The organism is Afipia sp. OHSU_II-C1, from assembly GCF_000497575.1.
Lineage (GTDB): Bacteria > Pseudomonadota > Alphaproteobacteria > Rhizobiales > Xanthobacteraceae > Afipia.
The window spans coordinates 12,456-30,199 of the sequence record NZ_APJI01000018.1; the positions used below are offsets into that span (position 1 = coordinate 12,456).

Here is a 17,744-nt window from a genome sequence, read left to right on the forward strand (position 1 = left end):
CCTCAGTTGCCGTTGAACATCTGCGCATTGCCAGGCTGGTAGCCCGAACCCGGCGTGAGGAAGCGGCGGCGTTGCTCGCGCGCCTGTTCGGCCGCGGTGGCACGCTCGGCCTCGGTCAGCGCGCTCGCGCGACCGTTGGCCGACAGAAGCGCAACGAGATCGGAAAGCTGCTGCGACTGGAGCGCGAGGATCTGGTTGCCGGCCTGCGTTGCCTGCAACGCGCCGGTCGCCCCTTGGCTCTGGGTGACGAGCGTGGCCATTTGCGTGCGATTGCCGTCTATGTTGCCGACCACGCCGGCTTGCACGCGCATCGCGTCCTGCAAGCTACCAACCGTATTCTGCCAGCGGGTACGGGCATCGGCGACGAGTTGCTGATCGCTCGCCGACATCGCCACATTGCCGTATTGTTTTTGGAACGCCTGGTCGATCTGCTGCGCATTGAACGCGATGCCCTGGGCCTGACTTAGGAGCTGCTGGGTGCGCTGGACGTTCTGTTGAAGTTGCTGGAGCGCCGAATACGGCAGGCTCGCCAGGTTGCGCGCCTGGTTGATGAGCATCTGTGCCTGATTTTGCAGGCTGGTGATCTGGTTGTTGATCTGCTGAAGAGCGCGCGCGGCGGTCAGCACGTTTTGCGCATAGTTCGACGGATCGAACACGATGAGCGCGTGTGCGGTCGTGACGAGGAAGGGCGAAATTATGATCGGCGCGGAAAGCAGCGCGATAGCGAGCCGCGCTGCACAGGACTGGCGCAGGGTCATGAGGACGTCTCCTTGTTGATGAGGTTGGGAATGAGATCGACCGCCCAGCTCACATCGCGAGCGTTGAGCCATGCCGTGAGGAAGCCATCGCGGCCGTGCTCGGCGACGATCTGCGCGATCAGCGTCTGGTCGGACTTGGACGACGCGGCGCAGAGCGCGAGCCCGATATCGGACAGGCCCAGCTCGAACAGACGATTGCCGCGCCGCGACTGGCAGTAGTAGTCGTGCTTCGGCGTCGCCCGCGCGAGGATTTCGATCTGGCGGTCATTGAGGCCGAAACGGCGATAGATCGCCGTGATCTGCGGCTCGATCGCGCGTTCGTTCGGCAACAGCAGCCGCGTCGGGCAGCTCTCGATGATGGCCGGCGCGATGGCGGAATTGTCGATGTCGCTGAGCGACTGGGTGGCGAAAATGACGCTGGCGTTTTTCTTGCGCAGGGTTTTCAGCCATTCGCGGAGCTGCCCGGCGAAGCCTTCGTCATCAAGGGCGAGCCAGCCCTCGTCGATGATGAGCAGCGTCGGGCGGCCGTCGAGGCGGTCGCCAATGCGATGGAACAGATAAGCGAGCACAGCAGGCGCCGCGCCGGTCCCGACGAGACCCTCGATCTCGAACGCTTGGCAACGCGAATTGCCGAGATGCTCGGATTCCGCGTCGAGCAGCCGACCATAGGGACCGCCGACGCAATATGGGCGCAAAGCCTGCTTCAGGTCGTTCGACTGGAGCAGCACGGTGAGGCCGGTAATGGTGCGTTCCTCGACCGGCGCGGAGGCGAGCGAGGTCAATGCCGTCCAAAGATGCTCCTTCACCTCGGGCGTGATCGCGACGCCCTCGCGCATCAAGATGGCGACGATCCAGTCCGCCGCCCAGGCTCGCTCGTAAGTGTCATGGATGCGGGCGAGCGGCTGGAGCGCCACGGAAGTGTCGGAGCCTTCGGTCAGTCCGCCGCCGAGATCGTGCCAGTCGCCGCCCATGGCGAGGGCAGCCGCGCGGATCGAACCGCCGAAGTCGAAGGCGAACACCTGCGATCGGTCGTAGCGTCGGAACTGCAAAGCCATCAGCGCGAGCAGCACGGATTTGCCCGCGCCGGTCGGCCCGACGACGAGCGTGTGACCGACATCGCCGACGTGGAGGGAAAACCGGAACGGAGTGCTTCCCTCGGTCCTGCCGTAAAGCAGCGGGGGTGCGCCGAAGTGCTCGTCGCGTTCCGGCCCCGCCCACACTGCGGAGAGCGGGATCATATGGGCGAGATTGAGCGTCGATATCGGCGGCTGGCGGACGTTGGCATAAGCGTGCCCCGGCAGCGAGCCGAGCCAGGCATCGACTGCGTTCACCGACTCAATCATGGCGGTGAAGTCGCGACCCTGGATCACCTTCTCGACGAGGCGCAGTTTCTCATCGGCAAGGCGAGGATCGGCATCCCAGACTGTAATCGTCGTGGTGACGTAGGCCATGCCTGCCACATCGGCGCCAAGTTCTTGCAGCGCGACGTCGGCGTCGGCCGCCTTGTTGGCGGCGTCGGTGTCCACGAGCACGGATTGCTCGTTGGTCATCACCTCTTTCAGGATGGCTGCGATCGACTTGCGCTTGGCGAACCATTGCCGCCTGATCTTCGTCAACAGCCTGGTCGCCTCCAGCTTGTCGAGCAGGATCGCGCGCGTGCTCCAGCGATAGGGAAACGGCAGCCGGTTCAGCTCATCGAGCAGACCGGGCGTCGTCGTGGTGGGGAACCCGACGATGGTGAGGATGCGCAGATGCTGGTCGCCAAGGCGCGGCTCCAGGCCGCCGGTCAGCGGCTGGTCGGTCAGTAGCGCGTCGAGATAGATCGGCGTTTCCGGCACGCGGACGCGATGACGCTTCGTCGAAACGCAGGAATGCAGGTAGGTCAGCGTTTCCGCATCGTCGAGCCAAGTACATTCCGGCATGAAACCGTCAAGCAACGCCAGCACGCGGTCGGTGCGATCGGTAAAGGCGCGCAGGATTTCATATGGATCGACGCCGGCACGTTCGCGGCCTTCGTAAAGCCAGGCTTCCGTGCGCGCCGCTTCCTCGGCCGGTGGCAGATAGAGGAACGTGAGGAAGTAGCTCGACACGAAATGCGCGCCCGCTTCCTCGAAGTCGGCCTTGCGTTCGGCATCGACCAGAGCGGAAGCCGGATCGGGAAACGTGCTGTTCGGATAGGTCGCGGCCTCATGGCGCTGCGCCTCGACGAAGATACTCCAGCCTGAGCCGAGACGGCGGAAGGCGTTGTTGATGCGGCCGGCGACCGCGACCAACTCGGCGGCCACGGCGGAATCCAGATCGGGACCGCGAAAGCGCGCCGTGCGCTGGAAGCTGCCGTCCTTGTTGAGGACGACGCCCTCACAAACGAGCGCGACCCAGGGCAAATAGTCGGCAAGGCGAGAAGCGGTGCGACGATATTCGGCAAGATTCATCATGTGCGTGTCTCCCTCACACCGCCAGAAAAGCCGGGATGCGCAGATGCCTTCGCCCGACTTCCACGAACAGCGGATCGCGCTTCGCCGCCCAGACGGCGGCGAAGTGACCGATCGCCCAGATGACGAGGCCGACCAGCCAGAGGCGCAGGCCGAGGCCGACTGCGCCGGCGAGCGTGCTATTCATGATGGCGATACTTCTGGGAGCGCCGCCGAGCATGATGTGCTCGGTCAACGCCCGATGGACGGGAGCGGTAAATCCCGGCACGGCGTCGAGTTGTTCGAAAGCCACCGCCATCAGACGAGCGCTCCGCCGCCGAACGAGAAGAACGACAGGAAGAAGCTCGACGCCGCGAAGGCGATCGACAGGCCGAACACGATCTGGATCAGGCGACGGAAGCCTCCGGACGAATCGCCGAACGCCAGCGTCAGGCCGGTGACGATGATGATGATGACGGCGACGATCTTGGCGACGGGTCCTTCGACTGATTGAAGGATCTTTTCCAGTGGCTGTTCCCACGGCATGGACGAGCCAGAGGCTTGAGCGGCGGGCACAAGGACGAGGTTGGCGTAGGTGAAAGCGGCGACCGTCGTTATCAAACGGCGGACGCGCATCGTAGTGCGAATCATTCGGATTCTCCTGTGTTCGGGGTGGCTGGAGTGATGCGGTAGTCGCCATCGGGACCGAGCCCGTCGACACGGGCCAGTTCGGCAAGCCGGCGCGCGGAGCCGCGGCCGGAGAGGACGGCAACGAGGTCGATGGTCTCCGCGATCAGCGCACGCGGAACGGTGATGACGGCTTCCTGGATGAGCTGTTCGAGACGGCGCAGCACGCCGATGCCGGTGCCGGCGTGAATCGTGCCGATGCCGCCGGGGTGTCCCGTCCCCCACGCTTTCAAGAGGTCGAGCGCTTCCGCGCCGCGTACCTCGCCGATCGGGATGCGGTCGGGGCGGAGGCGCAACGACGAGCGCACGAGATCGGAGAGTGTCGCGACGCCATCCTTCGTGCGCATCGCGACGAGGTTAGGCGCGGCGCATTGCAGCTCGCGGGTGTCCTCGATGATAACGACGCGATCAGCGCCCTTCGCGACTTCGGCGAGCAGCGCGTTTGTCAGCGTGGTCTTCCCGGTCGAAGTGCCGCCGGCGACGAGGATGTTGGCGCGGGACGCGACGGCCGCGCGCAGCGTTTCCGCTTGATCGACGGTCATGATGCCGGCGGCAACATAGTCATCGAGCGTGAACACCGCGACGGCCGGTTTGCGGATGGCGAAGGCGGGCGCTGCGACGACGGGGGGCAACAGACCCTCGAAGCGTTCGCCGGTCTCCGGCAGTTCGGCCGATACGCGCGGCGAGCGGGGATGAACCTCCGCCCCGACATGATGTGCGACCAGGCGGACGATGCGTTCGCCGTCAGCCGCCGACATCGTCTCGCCGGTGTCGGCCAGCCCTTCGGAGAGGCGGTCGATCCACAATCGCCCATCCGGGTTCAGCATCACTTCGACGACGACAGGGTCTTCCAGAAACCGCGCGATCGCCGGTCCAAGCGCGGTGCGCAACATGCGCGCGCCGCGTGCGATCGCTTCCGGCTTATGGTGGTTGGAAGTCATACCCGCCCCGTTTCCTCACGGGGCGCGACAGACAGGTCCCCGGATGGGGATGACTAAAAGAGACTCAAGTCGGGTTCGTTCAACAAATTTCGGTCGTAGTAGCAGCGTAGCGTGCAAATACAGGAGAACGGCGGTGTCGCCTGTGCCCGCGGGTCTTTGTGTGAGCGAATGGATTTCGAATCAGCGACCTGCGCGGATCTGGACTTTGTCGACAGATGGCCGAGCAACTGCGTTGCTGCGAGCATCAATCCTTGGTCCAATCCTCCAGCCGCAATCCGGCGACGCGCTCGAACTCGGCGGTGTTGTTGGTGACGAGCGGCAGGCCGCGCGCCATCGCTTGACCGGCGATCAGGACGTCATAGGGGCCGATCGGCGTGCCGCGCCGCGCAAGCTCCGCCCTGATCTCGCCGGCCGCCCGCGCATCGTCACGCTCGAGGTCGAGAATTTCGAGATCCGTAAAGAGCAGGCGAAGCGTTTCGAGGTTGAAGTCCACTCTCTGGCTGCAATAGGCGCCGAAGTAGAGTTCATGGGCGACCACGGAAGAAACCGCGAGCGCGCCAGGCTCGCTGGATTCAACCTTGCGCAAGAGCGCCTCCGACCGGCGCGTCACCAACGCGATGACAGCATTGGTGTCGAGAAGCCATGTCGTCATTGAAACGCCCGGTCGAGATCGGGACGCTTCTGTTCGTCTGGCTGCTCTCGGCCTTCGGCCATGAAATCCGCGCTAAAGCCGCGCTCGACGGCCGCCCGCAGCGACGCCCAGCGTCCGGAGGCATCTGGCCGCGGACGCAGGATCACGGCGTCACCCTCGCGTGAGACTTCGACCTCATCGACGGTGAAACGAAAATCCTTCGGCAACCGCACGGCCTGAGAGTTGCCGGACTGGAAAACCTTGGCGATGTGGGGCATGGCAACCTCCCGTAGATACGAGACTGTATATACGCCTTAACCCCGATCCCTACAAGGCCGCTATCCCTCCGCTTCATGACCGGCTCCGGCCGTATCGACATCCTCCGAAATCTCCTGCCGCAACTTCGGCCCTTTGGCGAGGCGTCGGCCGAGCGCGGTGATGAAGGCTTCATAGCGCTTGCTGGCGAGGGCACGCGCGGCCTGCGCGGCGGGTTCTGGCAAGGCAGGTGTGGTGGTGGTCCAGAATCGGACGAACACCGCCAGGGTCTCGACAGCAATGCCGACATCGCGCTCCAGCCGTGCCATGCGGCGATCGAGCTGGTCGAGTCGCTTGGCAACGACCGCTTCGCGACGCTCGGCATCGTCCGGCGACAGGAACGAGGCGATCGCGGCTTCCGCGATCATCGACTGCGACTGATCGCGGCGCGCGGCGAAATCGGCGAGCGACCTGGTGACATCGGGATCAAGATAGACTGTGAATTTCGTCTTCTTCCTGATGTTGGCCACGGCGTTCACAACTCCATGTTGTCGCCGGGATCGAGCGAGACCTGCCGGGCGAGACCCTGCATCTGACGGAGCATCCGTCGATTGCGCACAGCGTCGCCCTCGTCAGTATCGTCGGGCGGCTCGAACTCGTTGTCGATCGGCGCCTTCTTCTCCACCGGCTTCACGCGATGGAGTTCGTGTTGCAGCCGGCGTTCGGATTGCGTCGGGTCATCGTCGTCGGATCGTTTTGCCGATTGCGACTCATCCGGCTCCGGTCGCGCCGGAATCGGCAGGGTGCTCCAATCGTCGAGACGGTTTGTGTTGGGACGTTTCGGCTCTGGTGGCGACAGCACACGCTCCCGGAGGCGGGCGTCCTCGTAATAGCGCGCCTTCTTCGCCCGGATCGGCGGGATGCCCGCGACCATGACGATCTCGTCGGTCGGCGGAAGCTGCATGACTTCGCCGGGCGTCAGCAATTGGCGGGCAGTTTCCGAGCGCGACACCATCAGATGGCCGAGCCAAGGCGACAGCCGGTGCCCGGCATAGTTCTTCATCGCCTTCATCTCGGTCGCTGTGCCGAGGGCATCGGAGACACGTTTGGCCGTTCGCTCGTCATTGGTGGCGAAGCTCACCCTCACATGGCAGTTGTCGAGGATCGAATTGTTCGGCCCGTAGGCTTTCTCGATCTGATTTAGCGACTGCGCAATCAGGAAGCTCTTCAATCCGTAGCCCGCCATGAAGGCCAGCGCGGTCTCGAAAAAATCTAACCTCCCCAAGGCGGGAAATTCATCCAGCATCAGTAGCAGGCGATGGCGTCCGGCTTTCGCTTGCAGATCCTCGGTCAGGCGGCGACCGATCTGGTTGAGCAGCAACCGGATCAGCGGCTTGGTGCGATTGATGTCCGAGGGCGGCACCACGAGGTAGAGCGTGGTTGGCCGCTCGCCGCCAACGATGTCGCGGATTCTCCAGTCGCAGCGGCGCGTGACCTCCGCGATGACAGGATCGCGGTAGAGGCCGAGAAACGACATGGCGGTGGACAGCACGCCGGAGCGCTCGTTGTCGGATTTGTTGAGCAACTCGCGCGCAGCGCTGGCGACGACGGGATGCGGTCCCGCCTTGCCGAGATGCGCGGTCTTCATCATGGCGCGCAGCGTGGATTCGACCGGGCGTTTCGGATCGGAGAGGAAGCCGGCGACGCCCGCCAGCGTCTTGTCGGGCTCGGCATAGAGAACATGCAGGATCGCACCGACGAGAAGCGAGTGGCTGGTTTTTTCCCAATGGTTGCGCTTGTCGAGTGATCCTTCCGGATCGACCAGGATGTCGGCGATGTTTTGGACGTCCCGCACTTCCCATTCGCCGCGCCGCACCTCGAGCAGAGGGTTATAGGCCGATGATTTTGGGTTGGTCGGATCAAACAGCAGCACCCGGCCGTGCTGCGACCGGAAGCCTGCGGTTAGAATCCAATTTTCACCCTTGATGTCGTGAACAATGGCCGAGCCCGGCCAGGTCAGAAGCGACGGCACGACAAGGCCGACGCCCTTGCCCGATCGGGTCGGCGCGAAGCACAGCACATGCTCCGGGCCATCGTGGCGCAAATACTCATGCTCGTAGCGGCCGAGCACCACGCCATCGGGATCGAGCAGACCCGCGGCCTTGATCTCAGGCTTCTCGGCCCAGCGCGCCGAGCCATAGGTAGCGACATTCTTCTGCTCGCGCGCCCGCCAGACCGACATGCCGATGGCGACAGCGATGGCAATGATGCCGCCGGACGCTGCGATGATCCCGCCCGTCGCGAAGATCCCCGGCGCATAGGCGTCGTAGAAGTACCACCACCATATAATGGCGAGGGGAAAATAGACGGGCACGCCGAGCAGCTTAAACCACGGGTGGCCAAGCTGCGCCTGATAGCCGAGACTCCAGGCGACATATTGGGTCGCGCCCCATGTGGTGACGAGCACGATGAGGAAGACGACGGCGATCGGTCCCCACAGGATTTTGGTACCGGACATGGCGATGTTCCTTTCCGATTGGCGCTAGAGGCCGAGCCCGCGCTTGCGGCCGAAATCCCAGTCGATGCCGCCGTCGTCGCGGGCGACGCCGGAGACGTGGCGACCGAGTTGCTTTTCGAGGGAGGGCGACCAGGGCACGAGCTGGAAGCCGAGGCCGTCGTCGATCATGGCGAAGCGGCCGGAGGCGAGCGTGAAACGCTGGCGATAGGAGCCGGCGACATATTCGCCGCTGTCCGCGCGGTTGAACGGAAGGCCGGTCTCGGTCGCGAGCTTCTCGCCGAGCGCGCTCAGTTCCCGATCGCGCAAGGTGTTAAGCAGCCGGCGGGCGAAGACGACGCGCCCATTCTGGCGCTCGGCGAGCCCTTCACCGATCAGGTGCTCGGCGCGCTGGTCCATCGTCTCATGCACTTCGGCGCCGAAGCCTCCTTCGGAGAGAGCGATGGGATCGCGAGCGACAGCTTGGCGGTCGAGCCAGGTCGCACCGGTTGCATTCACCTGGGCCTGGATATCGAGATCAGCGCGCACCGCCAGCGCGACACGACGCTCGCCGCGCGCATCCTCAAAGGTGCGCAGCTCGACGATCGATCCGGGCCGGCTATCACCGGCGGCGTCGAGATGCGGCAGCTTGATGTGATGGGTCCGGCCATCCACCCCGTCGACAACGGCGTAGGCCGTGCCCTTCAGCTCGTCATCGAGGCCGCGTTCGATGAGGCGGCCGACGATGGGCACGTCGAGGCTTTCGCCGGCCAGGACATAGTTCGCCGAGCCGCGCTCGATGCCGCGTTCGGTGAGCGCGCGGTGCATCCGCTTGATGATGTCACCGCGCTCGCCGAGTTCGCGCAGGACGGTCTCGGCTTCCGGCTTGATGAACCATTGCGAATGCCCGACCTGTCCGGCGACGCCGAGGACTTCGAGGGTGCGCAGCCGGCCGACCTTCAGCGCATGAAACTCGTCGGGCTGGCGGTCGGCGCGCGGGGCGAGATCGATGATGCCGGATTTGCCGGCGTCGCGGACAAGCTGACGGTCGAGCTGCGTCCACCGTTCCGCCTCGATCTGACTTTCGAGTGTGCGGTGAATGTCGAAATCCGAGCGAAGCCCCAGCTCCTGGGTGACGAGATCCTGGGCGCGGGCACGCATCCCCTCCTTGATGTAGTCTCGCGAGATCACGAGATCCTGGCCGTCGTCGGTGCGGCCACGCAGGATGATATGAAGGTGTGGGTTGTCGGTGTTCCAGTGATCGACGCCGACCCAATCCAGCTTCGTGCCGAGGTCTTTTTCCATCTGCCCCATCAGCTCGCGCGCGTGTGCTTTGAGGTCGGCCATATCCGCGGCGTCCTCGGGCGAGACGATGAAGCGGAAATGATGCCGGTCGTTCTCGCAGCGATCGGCGAAGGCGCGCGCGTCGATGTCGTCGCTCTCCGGGCCGAACAGCCGCGCCTTCTCCCCGTCACGGGTCACGCCGTCGCGGTGCAGATAGTTCAGATGCGCGCCCAGCGGTGCGGAGCGTGCGGTGTGGCGGACAACGCGGGTCTTGATGACGACGATGCGCGAGCGGCCGGTCAGCAGGCGATTGGCCTGGATGCTGGCGCGCTGGCCGCGCCCGAAGCGCGAGCGGTTGCCGGGCGTGATCCTGCCGGAGCGCGACACGCGGCCTCCGGCCTTCTGCGCGGCGGCCAACGCCTGTGCGATGAACGGGCGGGCCTGCTGGGCGCGTGTCGAGCGGATGCGCCCCGGACGGACACGGAACTCGCGGTCATCGGTCATGGCGAAACCCCGCACGGTGCAAAACTGCTTGTGAAAAGAGAGAGATGAGTGCGAAGCGCACGGTGCGGGCGAGCGCCGCACGGCGCGGAACGCGCCAGAAAAACAAGCAGAAACAACCACTCGACCGAGGCGCACCGTGCGCCTTTTTATCTCGCCATCGGTCGGTTGTTGCGCCTGCCCCCACCCTCCGCGCCCTCCATGACACGCCGGCATACGCGGGGATGCGAATTGCCGCGCAGCCGGTCATGGCCGACCTCCATCGGTACTGGGAGCGACAAACAGCCCCCTCGACTGGAGCGCGGCAAGCGCGTCGGATGTTGCCGGAACGGGTGGGCGGGCTTTGTCCGGCGAGCCTTCCCGTGGCGCGGCATTGGCGGCGGAATCGCTGAACACGCTCACGACAAAGAGTGTCGCCTCGCGCCAGTCGAACGGTCGCGCCGCCGTCGACGCACCCTTCGATGGACGCTCGCCGCGCAGCGCGGGCGCAAGAAAATCGACATAGGCGCGCGTTTCGGCAGGCAACGGGCGCCCGGTTGCACGGTGCTCATCATAGCGTGCGGGGCCGGCGTTGTAGGCAGCGAGCATCGCACCGATGTCGCCGTAGCGATCCCACATCTCGCGAAGATACGCAGCGCCCGCGAGAATGTTGTCGCGCGGTGTATAGGGATCGCGGCCGAGACCATAGCGGGTGCGCAGTTCGGCCCAGGTGTCGGGCATGATCTGCATCAGGCCCACTGCGCCGGCCGAGGACACGGCGCGAACATCGCCTGCGCTTTCGCCGCGCATGACGGCGACGATCCAGCGCACCGGAATGCCGAAGCGCTGCGCGGCTTCGGAGAGGTGTGCGGCATGGACGTTGATCGAAGCGGCGCGGACCGGACGAGAGTTCTGCGCCAAAGCATGAGGCGCTGCGGCTGCGGAGAAGATCAGGCCGGAAAGAAGAAGGAGGAAGATGCGGCGGCGGTCGCCGCATCTTCTGATCGCGAAACGAACGCAGGAATTATCCATGGTCATTCCTGCTCGTCGCGTTTCTTCTGACGGGTCCAGTGCAGGCTCCACTCGCGGCCGTCTTCGTCCGCCTGGAACAGGCGGGCGCGGATCGGCTGCTGAAAGACGGGATCGTCGAGGACAACCGAAACGAACGGCCCGGCGCGATCGCCGGTGCGCTTCCATCCCGCGCCGACTTCCGGTCCGTCCTCGTCGCCAAGATGGATGCGATAGGCCGGCGCGTTCTCGACATCGGCGTTCTCGGCCGGAACGAAGGTCAGGTCGAGATCGAGCGAGAGCGTGCGGATATGTCCGGAATAACCGGACGGGGTGCGGGTGAATTGACCAATCTGCGCCATTGAAGGCTCCTTTCATGAGCGGTGAAGTTGATGCGGGCCACTCGGACAGCCCGCAGCGAGCGCGCGATCACCGCGTTGGCGCGCGCCATTCGAAGCGGCCGTCGCCTTCCTCGTCGGTCCACAGCGGGACCGCGCGGCCGATGATCTGGTCGGTGGAGAGAAGGCCGAAGTAGCGGCCATCGAGGCTGCCTTCGACCTGCCAGTTCATCGCGAAGAACTCGCCGGTCTGGATGCGTTGGCAGCCTTGCCATTCGGGCAGATCGCGGCCGGCGCGATCGCGTTCGAGCGCATGGCCCATGTCGACGCCATCGACAGTGATGACGAGACCCGTCCGGCAGACCACCTGTCCGGAAACCGCGAGCACGCGCTTCAGGAGCGGCACGCCCTTGGGCAGGTAGCCGCGCTTGTCGAGAAAGTCCGCGAGCGGCTCTGGCGCGTCGATGGCCACAAGGTCCGTGACCTCGAAAAGACCGTCGAAGTCGATCGTGTAGAAACCGATCGGCGCACTGGCCGAGGCGTTCCACATCAGCTTGATCGGCATCGGCGTGAGGCCCGGATAGCCGACGCCGAACGACGCGAGCGCCGTGCAAAGGAAGAGACTGACGCGCGTCATGGCGTCACCCGGCGGCGCATCAGCCACGCCTCATGACGTGCCGGCGTATAGGCGGACGGCTGTTCGCTGGCGCGCAGGCAATGGTGGACATGCCGCCAGTGATCGGGATCGACGTCGGCGGGATCGATGCCGAGGCTCTCGATCGCGTCGATGTGCTGCAGCACGCGCTCGACCGTGGGCCAGCTTTCCGCCTTGAGCAGGATTTCGCCGCCCGGACGCACGAAGGGCAGCGTCTGGAACGGCTCCCCGCGCCCGATGGCCCGCACGATGTCGATGCGCGAGACGATCGTGCCGTAGTCGTTGGCGGCCCAGCGGACGAACGCGAAGACGCTGTTCGGTGCGAAGCCGACGACGCTGCGATGTCGATCGAGAATCTGTTCGTGGCTTTTGTGGCCGAACCTGATCCAGTGCTCGATCGTCTTCTGACGCCATGTCAGATGTACGAGCGTGGTGAACGGTGCTGGTGCGTCCGGCGACGGACACCAGCGCGAGCGGCGTGCCGCATTGCCGGTCATGAGGGATCTCCTGACTTTTCGGGGAATTCGCGCGCGAGCAGGTCGCGCAGCATGTCGGCGACGGTGACGCTGCGGCTGAAGGCGGCGACCTTGATGCGGCCGCGCAGGGCTGGGGTGACGTCGATGGTCAGCCGGGCCGTATAGATCGCGGCCGCGCTGCAGCCGGCCGGCGGCGTGTCACCGGCCTTGATCCAGCCATCGGGATCGGCGGGTCGCTGCGCGAAGACGCGCTTCTCCGTGCGCGCCGTCATGATGCGCCTGCGTCATGGAACGGCAGCACGGCCGCCATGCGCGAGCAGGCGCGCTCGGCCATGGCGACGTCGATCTCACAACCGAGATAGCGCCGGCCGGACAGCCGGCAGGCTTCGCCAGCGGAGCCGGAGCCGGCGAACCAGTCGCCGACCAGGCCGCTTTCGGGACAACTGGTACGAATCAGAATTTCGAGCAGCGATGACGGCTTCTCGGTCGGATGGATCGCGCGACCGTGGCAGTTGCGGACATAGATGACTGACCGCATGAGGCGCGGCCCGCCGTCGTGGCTGACATAGTGGCCGGCGTCGATCTGGCCGGTGTGGGGAGGACGTTGCTTGCGCCGAACCGTGCGCGCTGTCGCATCCGGCGTGGTCTGGACGTCGTTGTAGATGTCGCGCCAGGCCGTCTCGGCGGGATAGAACTGGACGGCCAACTCATGCACGCGCTTGAAGCGGTCATTGTGGAAGCCGGTGCCGTTCTGCTTCTCCCAGACGATCTCCTGCGCGATCCGCAGCCCCGCCTCAGTGAACCGATCCGCAGTCGCCATGAAGCAACGGAGCGATCCGAACACCCACAGCGAGCCGGTGAGATTGAGCGCCTCACGCGCGAGCGCGATCCAGCCCTCGACGCGCCGGTCCCATGCAAGCGATGTGTCGCCATAGGGCGGATCGGCGAGGATCATGTCGAACGGACCGTGCGGCGGCATAATCTCGCGGCAGTCGCCGGTAAGGACCGTCATGGCGGGGTCCTCCCGATGCGCAGTCGCTCGATCTCGACGGCGAGCGCGGCGATCTCGCGTGCAGCAGGAGATCGGCTGTCGATGTCCGAGGCTAAACGTCCGGTCTGCGCGGCGTCGGCGAAGACAACGCGCTGGCCGATGGTGCTGGCGAGCACCGGCGGATCATGGTCCGCCAGCGTCTCGGCGGTCTCCCGCGCGATCACGGTGCGGGCGGCGCAGCGATTGAGCACGAAACGCGCCGCGAGTTGCGGCCGGTAGATGCGAGCCTCCGTGAGGAGCGAAAGCATCTCGGCCGAGGCCCAGCCGTCGAGCGGCGACGGTTGCACCGGGATCAGTACGAGGTCGGCGGCGAGGAGCGCGGAGCGCATCAGGCCGGCGACACGCGGCGGGCCGTCAATGACGACGTGGTCGGAATTGCGGGCGAGTTCGGGGGCCTCGCGATGCAGCGTGTCGCGCGCCAGGCCGACGACGCCGAAGGCGCGCGGCAAGCCCTCGCGCGAGCGTTGCTGCGACCAGTCGAGTGCCGAGCCTTGAGGATCGGCGTCGATCAGGGTGACGCGGTGTCCTCTCGCGGCCCACGCGCCGGCGAGGTGCAGCGCCAGCGTCGTCTTGCCGACGCCACCTTTTTGATTGAGCAGCGCGACGATCATCGGCGTCCTCCCGACGGATCGCGAGGACGATGGAGTGTTTCCGAGTGATCGGTGGTCGAGAGGTCGTCTTTACCGAGGGACGGAGTTGGCGCCGTCGTTGCGGGCGGGAGGTCCGCGCCCTTGCCGGCCTCTATGCCGAGGTTTCCGGCGGCGTCGCGGGCGAGGTTGTCCACATCGCGCGCGCGCTCTTCAAGGTTAGAATCTATGTTAGATTCTAAGTTAAGGGCGCGATTTCGTGTTTGATCTTCGGCCGTTAGACTCGGTTTGGGTTCCCGATAGCACGAGCCTCCGGTTCCCGATAGCACGATAGTCCGGGTTCCCGATAGCACGAGCCCGTCCACAGGCTGTCCACAGCGCATCGTCGGCTCGAAGGCGAGCAGCGTCCGGCCGCCGATCTCGACCTCGAGGAATAGCGTGTAGCCCGGCAGCGGCTGGCGCCGGATGATGTCGCGCAGCTCGAAGGCAAAGCGCTTGAACGGCGACAGGCTGCCGGACTTTTGATGGAGATGGCGAAAGTCGAAGCGCCATCCATTGCGCTGGCGGCCGCCGTGCTTGCGCACCAGGCGGTAGAGCCAGCGGTCGAGGCCGCCCGTCAGATCGAAATAAGCGCGGTCGATCGTGAGCACGAGCGCGTCGTCAAGAACGGCTTGGTAGAACCAGTCCGGCACGATCAGCTCGATGCCCTCCGGCCGGCCGTTGCGATCGGTGCGCTCCTGCCATTCGTTGATCCACGAGAAGCGATGGCGGCGGCCTTCCGCCGGCTGGCGGATCGATGTCGCAACGGTCGTCGATTGCAGCCGGTCGAGCGCCGCCTTCAGGCGCTGGTAGTCGCGCAGCGACGTGCCGCGCCCGACATAGGTGAGAATTTCGTAGGGCGTGGCGGCCATCAGCCGCGAGGTGCGAAGCCCGGCATCCCGCGCCTCGACGATCTGGCTCGCCGCCCAGATCAGGATGTCGGCGTCCCAGATTGTCGCCATGCCATGATCGGGCACGGCCTCGACGCGGATCGTCACGTTGCCGGCGACGAAATCGATCGGCGCAACGCGATGGGATTTGGAGAGCGAGAAGAACGGATAGGCCATGAGATCCTGCGCGTCTCGTAGCGCGAAGTCGCCGGGGCGTGCTCGGAACAGATCGAGTTGTCCGCGCTCCGAAAGGGATCGACGCCGCACCGCCATGAAGAAGTCCGGTTGCGGTCAGCGTGCGTAGCGACCGGCGTGGGTCGGCTGCGTGGGCGCGTGGCGTTTGGCGGGAAGGACCGAACCGCGCGGGTCCGACGTCGAGGTGACGGAGCCGCGCGCGGCCCAGGTTTCGAGATCGTCGATGGCGTAAACGACGCGGCCGCCGAGTTTGCGATAGGCGGGGCCGGTCCCGTAGGTCCGGTGCTTTTCGAGGGTTCGGGCGGAGAGGCTGAGAAATTCGGCAGCTTCCTTGGTGCGCAGGAAGCGCGGCGGCAGAACGACGGGTTCGTGTGGCATGGATCGGGCCTCCGTGGTGTCAGGGACGGTCGCTGCGGTTCAGGGGCGAACGGCGACCACGGTGGCGGAGGGAATGCGTCAGGGGGGATGGGGAAGTTGAGGGGGCTAAAATCCCCACCCTTCGCCCAGGCATCGACCGGCTAAGGTCGACGGCGATGCCGAAGGAGGTTCAGATAGCCGCCGCCGACCATGACGAGGCCGCTCTCGATCAGCCCGATGACGGAATCGCGCAACGGCGAGGTCTTCCACGGATCGGCGGTAACGCGCGCCTCGCCGTAGATCGCGCTGGCAATCTCGCGATAGCTTGCGCCGTTCATGCGGCCGTCGACCGCCTGAAGCATCAGGCGCAGGCGTCGGCGCTGCTGGCGCGTCAAGCGGGTGTCGGCGAGGGCTTTGCGGCCGTAGAGGGCACGCCAGAAGCGGGTCAGCGCATCGACGCGATCGAGCAGATCGATGTCGATCGGGACCAGGGCGACAAGCGCGCGGCGATCGCTGCCGGGAAGAAAAAGCAACTGTGCAGGCATGTCGGCCGGATAGACCGCGTAAATGCCCTCGGGGCCGTCGCGGAACGATTGGAGCCCGACCAGCTCAGGAGTCGGCGTGGCGGGCAAATGATCAGGTGCGGACGCAAACGTCAGCACGGACGGCGCGGCGGCCGGCGACCAGAAGATGGTTTGCGCGAGCGCAGACAGACTCGGTCGCGCCGGGAAACCGCAACCCCCAACGCCGCTGATCCTCTACAGGAAGCGGCGCGGTGTCCTCCCGAGCGCTGGCGAGTGCCTGATATTGATGTTGATAGGGTGTGTGCCGGCGCAAGCACTCCCACGCCAAGCCTTCGGTCGCGAGCTTGTCGAAGTAGTCGTAACTGCTGTGTTCTCTCCATCGAGAAGTATCGGGCCGCATCCCTTCGCCTCCCCTGTTTTATCAAGGTCGAGCAGAAAATGATTGCCGCACGCGAGAGGTGATGGAAGCTTGGTCAACGGCATTAGGCGATGCCGTAGCGGCATCGCCTTTGCGAAATAATCTCTAAATTGCAATTAATTACTCGGGCCAAGCAGAAGCTGGCGATAGCCGGTATGCGTCATCCAGCGGGCGCGCTGGAGATGGCTGTTGTGAACACGCCGCGCCCTGTCGGGCTCGCTGGCAGGATCGATTCCGAACAGCACTTCGACAGCCTCCCGCCAGTCGGCGCCATCGGCGTCGGCGTCGAGAAGGCGGACATAAAGCTTGACGTGCTTTCTGTCGTATTTCGTCAGATTCTGACAGGACGGGGCGATGTCCTCGAACGGCTCAATCATAGGGCGGCACGCTTGGTGTGGCGGTGTGGCGGGCGGAAGCTAGTGGAATTGAAGATGGAATATAACCGTTGGAAAGAGCACCGCTCGATGCTGTCCTGGCATCGCCGGCCCACAACCCATCAACCTTTCCGACCCTCGCGATCATCGACAAGCAGTACTCCCTGTCCGCGATCGGTGGTCAGGAGGACAACGCCTGCCGCTTCGATGGCCCGCCGAACCTGATCGCGCGTACCCTCATGCACCCGCAATCCGTTTTCGGATTCGAGGCGCTTGAGGGCGGTCAGCGCAACGCGGGCCTTGTCAGCAAGGGTCTCCTGCGTCCACCCCAGTAACGCGCGCGCGGCCCGTGATTGTCGGGAGGTGATCATGCATGATCACCTCCCACTCGGGCCTACGCGCACGCCAGATGCGAGCTGAAATCATCGCTCAGCACAATACCGCAGACAACACGGCCGAAACTGATTCGGTCGGCTTAAGGAAAAGCCAGCCCAACGCCGATTTCCCCATGTCGCCCCTCACGGGGCGAACGGGTCCATCTCGTCGACGATCGCATCATCCTCACCATCATATTCGGTTGCGGGCATCACGCCCATCGTGCCATCGCCGGCGCGGAAGATGACGATGGAGACCATAAGCGTGGAAGCGAGGCTGAAGGCGAAGGCGTGGGCATCTGCAAGGGACATTTTCCGGCTCCTGTTTGGAGGCGGGGACCATTCCCCGCTCGACAGGCGCCCGAAGTGTTTTGGTCTCGGCCGGGGTCATCGCGGAGGCAAAGCCGACGCGACCGCACGCTCGCGTAGCGGACCCCAAGCGGGTTGACCTTGGAAGGCCGGGATTGAACCAAGGTTGCGTCTCAAAGAGCGGGTGGTGCGCGCTGACCGAAGCCGA

At 65.1% G+C, this 17,744-nt stretch carries 24 protein-coding genes; all 24 read right to left on the bottom strand.

What is annotated here, in order from left to right:
- Positions 1-2: 2 nt before the first annotated feature.
- A complete protein-coding gene (gene trbJ / locus I554_RS0120100) occupies positions 3-758 on the bottom strand; it encodes a P-type conjugative transfer protein TrbJ (RefSeq protein ID WP_024578073.1) in 756 nt (251 codons plus the stop codon).
- Positions 755-3,193 carry a conjugal transfer protein TrbE gene (gene trbE / locus I554_RS0120105; RefSeq protein WP_024578074.1) on the bottom strand — a complete coding sequence of 813 codons (2,439 nt, stop codon included), beginning with the start codon at positions 3,191-3,193 and terminating at the stop codon, positions 755-757. Before trbE ends, trbJ begins: the two co-directional genes overlap by 4 nt.
- A gap of 13 nt (positions 3,194-3,206) precedes the next feature.
- Positions 3,207-3,488: a VirB3 family type IV secretion system protein gene (locus I554_RS0120110; protein ID WP_009337888.1), complete on the bottom strand. Its 282-nt coding sequence runs from the start codon at positions 3,486-3,488 to the stop codon at positions 3,207-3,209.
- Positions 3,488-3,820 carry a TrbC/VirB2 family protein gene (locus I554_RS0120115; RefSeq protein WP_024578075.1) on the bottom strand — a complete coding sequence of 111 codons (333 nt, stop codon included), beginning with the start codon at positions 3,818-3,820 and terminating at the stop codon, positions 3,488-3,490. Before I554_RS0120115 ends, I554_RS0120110 begins: the two co-directional genes overlap by 1 nt.
- The gene (gene trbB, locus I554_RS0120120) at positions 3,817-4,797 is read right to left on the bottom strand and encodes a P-type conjugative transfer ATPase TrbB (protein ID WP_024578076.1); all 981 of its coding nucleotides are present in this window, start codon (positions 4,795-4,797) and stop codon (positions 3,817-3,819) included. Before trbB ends, I554_RS0120115 begins: the two co-directional genes overlap by 4 nt.
- A 244-nt stretch (positions 4,798-5,041) precedes the next feature.
- Complete coding sequence (locus tag I554_RS0120125; RefSeq protein ID WP_024578077.1) at positions 5,042-5,449, bottom strand: type II toxin-antitoxin system VapC family toxin; 408 nt, start codon at positions 5,447-5,449, stop codon at positions 5,042-5,044.
- Positions 5,446-5,706 carry an AbrB/MazE/SpoVT family DNA-binding domain-containing protein gene (locus I554_RS0120130; protein WP_024578078.1) on the bottom strand — a complete coding sequence of 87 codons (261 nt, stop codon included), beginning with the start codon at positions 5,704-5,706 and terminating at the stop codon, positions 5,446-5,448. Before I554_RS0120130 ends, I554_RS0120125 begins: the two co-directional genes overlap by 4 nt.
- Positions 5,707-5,766: 60 nt before the next feature.
- Complete coding sequence (locus I554_RS0120135) at positions 5,767-6,213, bottom strand: CopG family transcriptional regulator (protein WP_009337882.1); 447 nt, start codon at positions 6,211-6,213, stop codon at positions 5,767-5,769.
- 5 nt (positions 6,214-6,218) lie between these two features.
- Complete coding sequence (locus tag I554_RS0120140) at positions 6,219-8,201, bottom strand: conjugal transfer protein TraG (protein WP_024578079.1); 1,983 nt, start codon at positions 8,199-8,201, stop codon at positions 6,219-6,221.
- A 24-nt stretch (positions 8,202-8,225) separates the two neighbouring features.
- Complete coding sequence (locus tag I554_RS0120145) at positions 8,226-9,965, bottom strand: VirD2 family relaxase/mobilization nuclease (protein ID WP_024578080.1); 1,740 nt, start codon at positions 9,963-9,965, stop codon at positions 8,226-8,228.
- A 243-nt stretch (positions 9,966-10,208) separates the two neighbouring features.
- On the bottom strand, positions 10,209-10,973 hold the full coding sequence (locus tag I554_RS0120150) for a lytic transglycosylase domain-containing protein (protein WP_024578081.1): 765 nt from the start codon (positions 10,971-10,973) through the stop codon (positions 10,209-10,211).
- Positions 10,974-10,975: 2 nt separating this feature from the next.
- Entirely contained in the window at positions 10,976-11,311 is a 336-nt protein-coding gene (locus I554_RS0120155) for a DUF736 domain-containing protein (RefSeq protein WP_024578082.1), read from the bottom strand.
- 67 nt (positions 11,312-11,378) lie between these two features.
- Positions 11,379-11,924: a S26 family signal peptidase gene (locus tag I554_RS0120160; protein ID WP_024578083.1), complete on the bottom strand. Its 546-nt coding sequence runs from the start codon at positions 11,922-11,924 to the stop codon at positions 11,379-11,381.
- Complete coding sequence (locus I554_RS0120165; protein ID WP_024578084.1) at positions 11,921-12,439, bottom strand: DUF2840 domain-containing protein; 519 nt, start codon at positions 12,437-12,439, stop codon at positions 11,921-11,923. Before I554_RS0120165 ends, I554_RS0120160 begins: the two co-directional genes overlap by 4 nt.
- Positions 12,436-12,690 carry a hypothetical protein gene (locus I554_RS0120170; RefSeq protein ID WP_024578085.1) on the bottom strand — a complete coding sequence of 85 codons (255 nt, stop codon included), beginning with the start codon at positions 12,688-12,690 and terminating at the stop codon, positions 12,436-12,438. Before I554_RS0120170 ends, I554_RS0120165 begins: the two co-directional genes overlap by 4 nt.
- Entirely contained in the window at positions 12,687-13,430 is a 744-nt protein-coding gene (locus tag I554_RS0120175) for a site-specific DNA-methyltransferase (RefSeq protein WP_024578086.1), read from the bottom strand. Before I554_RS0120175 ends, I554_RS0120170 begins: the two co-directional genes overlap by 4 nt.
- Positions 13,427-14,080, bottom strand: coding sequence for a ParA family partition ATPase (gene parA / locus I554_RS0120180; RefSeq protein ID WP_024578087.1), 654 nt, complete (start codon positions 14,078-14,080; stop codon positions 13,427-13,429). The genes I554_RS0120175 and parA overlap by 4 nt, the downstream gene beginning before the upstream one ends.
- The gene (locus I554_RS0120185) at positions 14,077-15,258 is read right to left on the bottom strand and encodes a replication initiator protein A (protein ID WP_024578088.1); all 1,182 of its coding nucleotides are present in this window, start codon (positions 15,256-15,258) and stop codon (positions 14,077-14,079) included. Before I554_RS0120185 ends, parA begins: the two co-directional genes overlap by 4 nt.
- 18 nt (positions 15,259-15,276) lie before the next feature.
- Positions 15,277-15,558 carry a helix-turn-helix domain-containing protein gene (locus I554_RS0120190; RefSeq protein WP_009337866.1) on the bottom strand — a complete coding sequence of 94 codons (282 nt, stop codon included), beginning with the start codon at positions 15,556-15,558 and terminating at the stop codon, positions 15,277-15,279.
- A gap of 140 nt (positions 15,559-15,698) precedes the next feature.
- Positions 15,699-16,169, bottom strand: coding sequence for a DUF2285 domain-containing protein (locus I554_RS0120195; RefSeq protein ID WP_343205833.1), 471 nt, complete (start codon positions 16,167-16,169; stop codon positions 15,699-15,701).
- Between the two features lie 4 nt (positions 16,170-16,173).
- Positions 16,174-16,461 carry a DUF6499 domain-containing protein gene (locus I554_RS27640; RefSeq protein ID WP_081710824.1) on the bottom strand — a complete coding sequence of 96 codons (288 nt, stop codon included), beginning with the start codon at positions 16,459-16,461 and terminating at the stop codon, positions 16,174-16,176.
- 134 nt (positions 16,462-16,595) lie between these two features.
- Positions 16,596-16,856, bottom strand: a complete 261-nt coding sequence (locus I554_RS0120200) for a DUF2285 domain-containing protein (RefSeq protein ID WP_024578090.1) — start codon at positions 16,854-16,856, stop codon at positions 16,596-16,598.
- A gap of 119 nt (positions 16,857-16,975) precedes the next feature.
- Positions 16,976-17,224, bottom strand: coding sequence for an XRE family transcriptional regulator (locus tag I554_RS27645; RefSeq protein ID WP_009337858.1), 249 nt, complete (start codon positions 17,222-17,224; stop codon positions 16,976-16,978).
- A gap of 147 nt (positions 17,225-17,371) precedes the next feature.
- Positions 17,372-17,539, bottom strand: coding sequence for a hypothetical protein (locus I554_RS27390; protein ID WP_009337856.1), 168 nt, complete (start codon positions 17,537-17,539; stop codon positions 17,372-17,374).
- Positions 17,540-17,744: the final 205 nt, after the last annotated feature.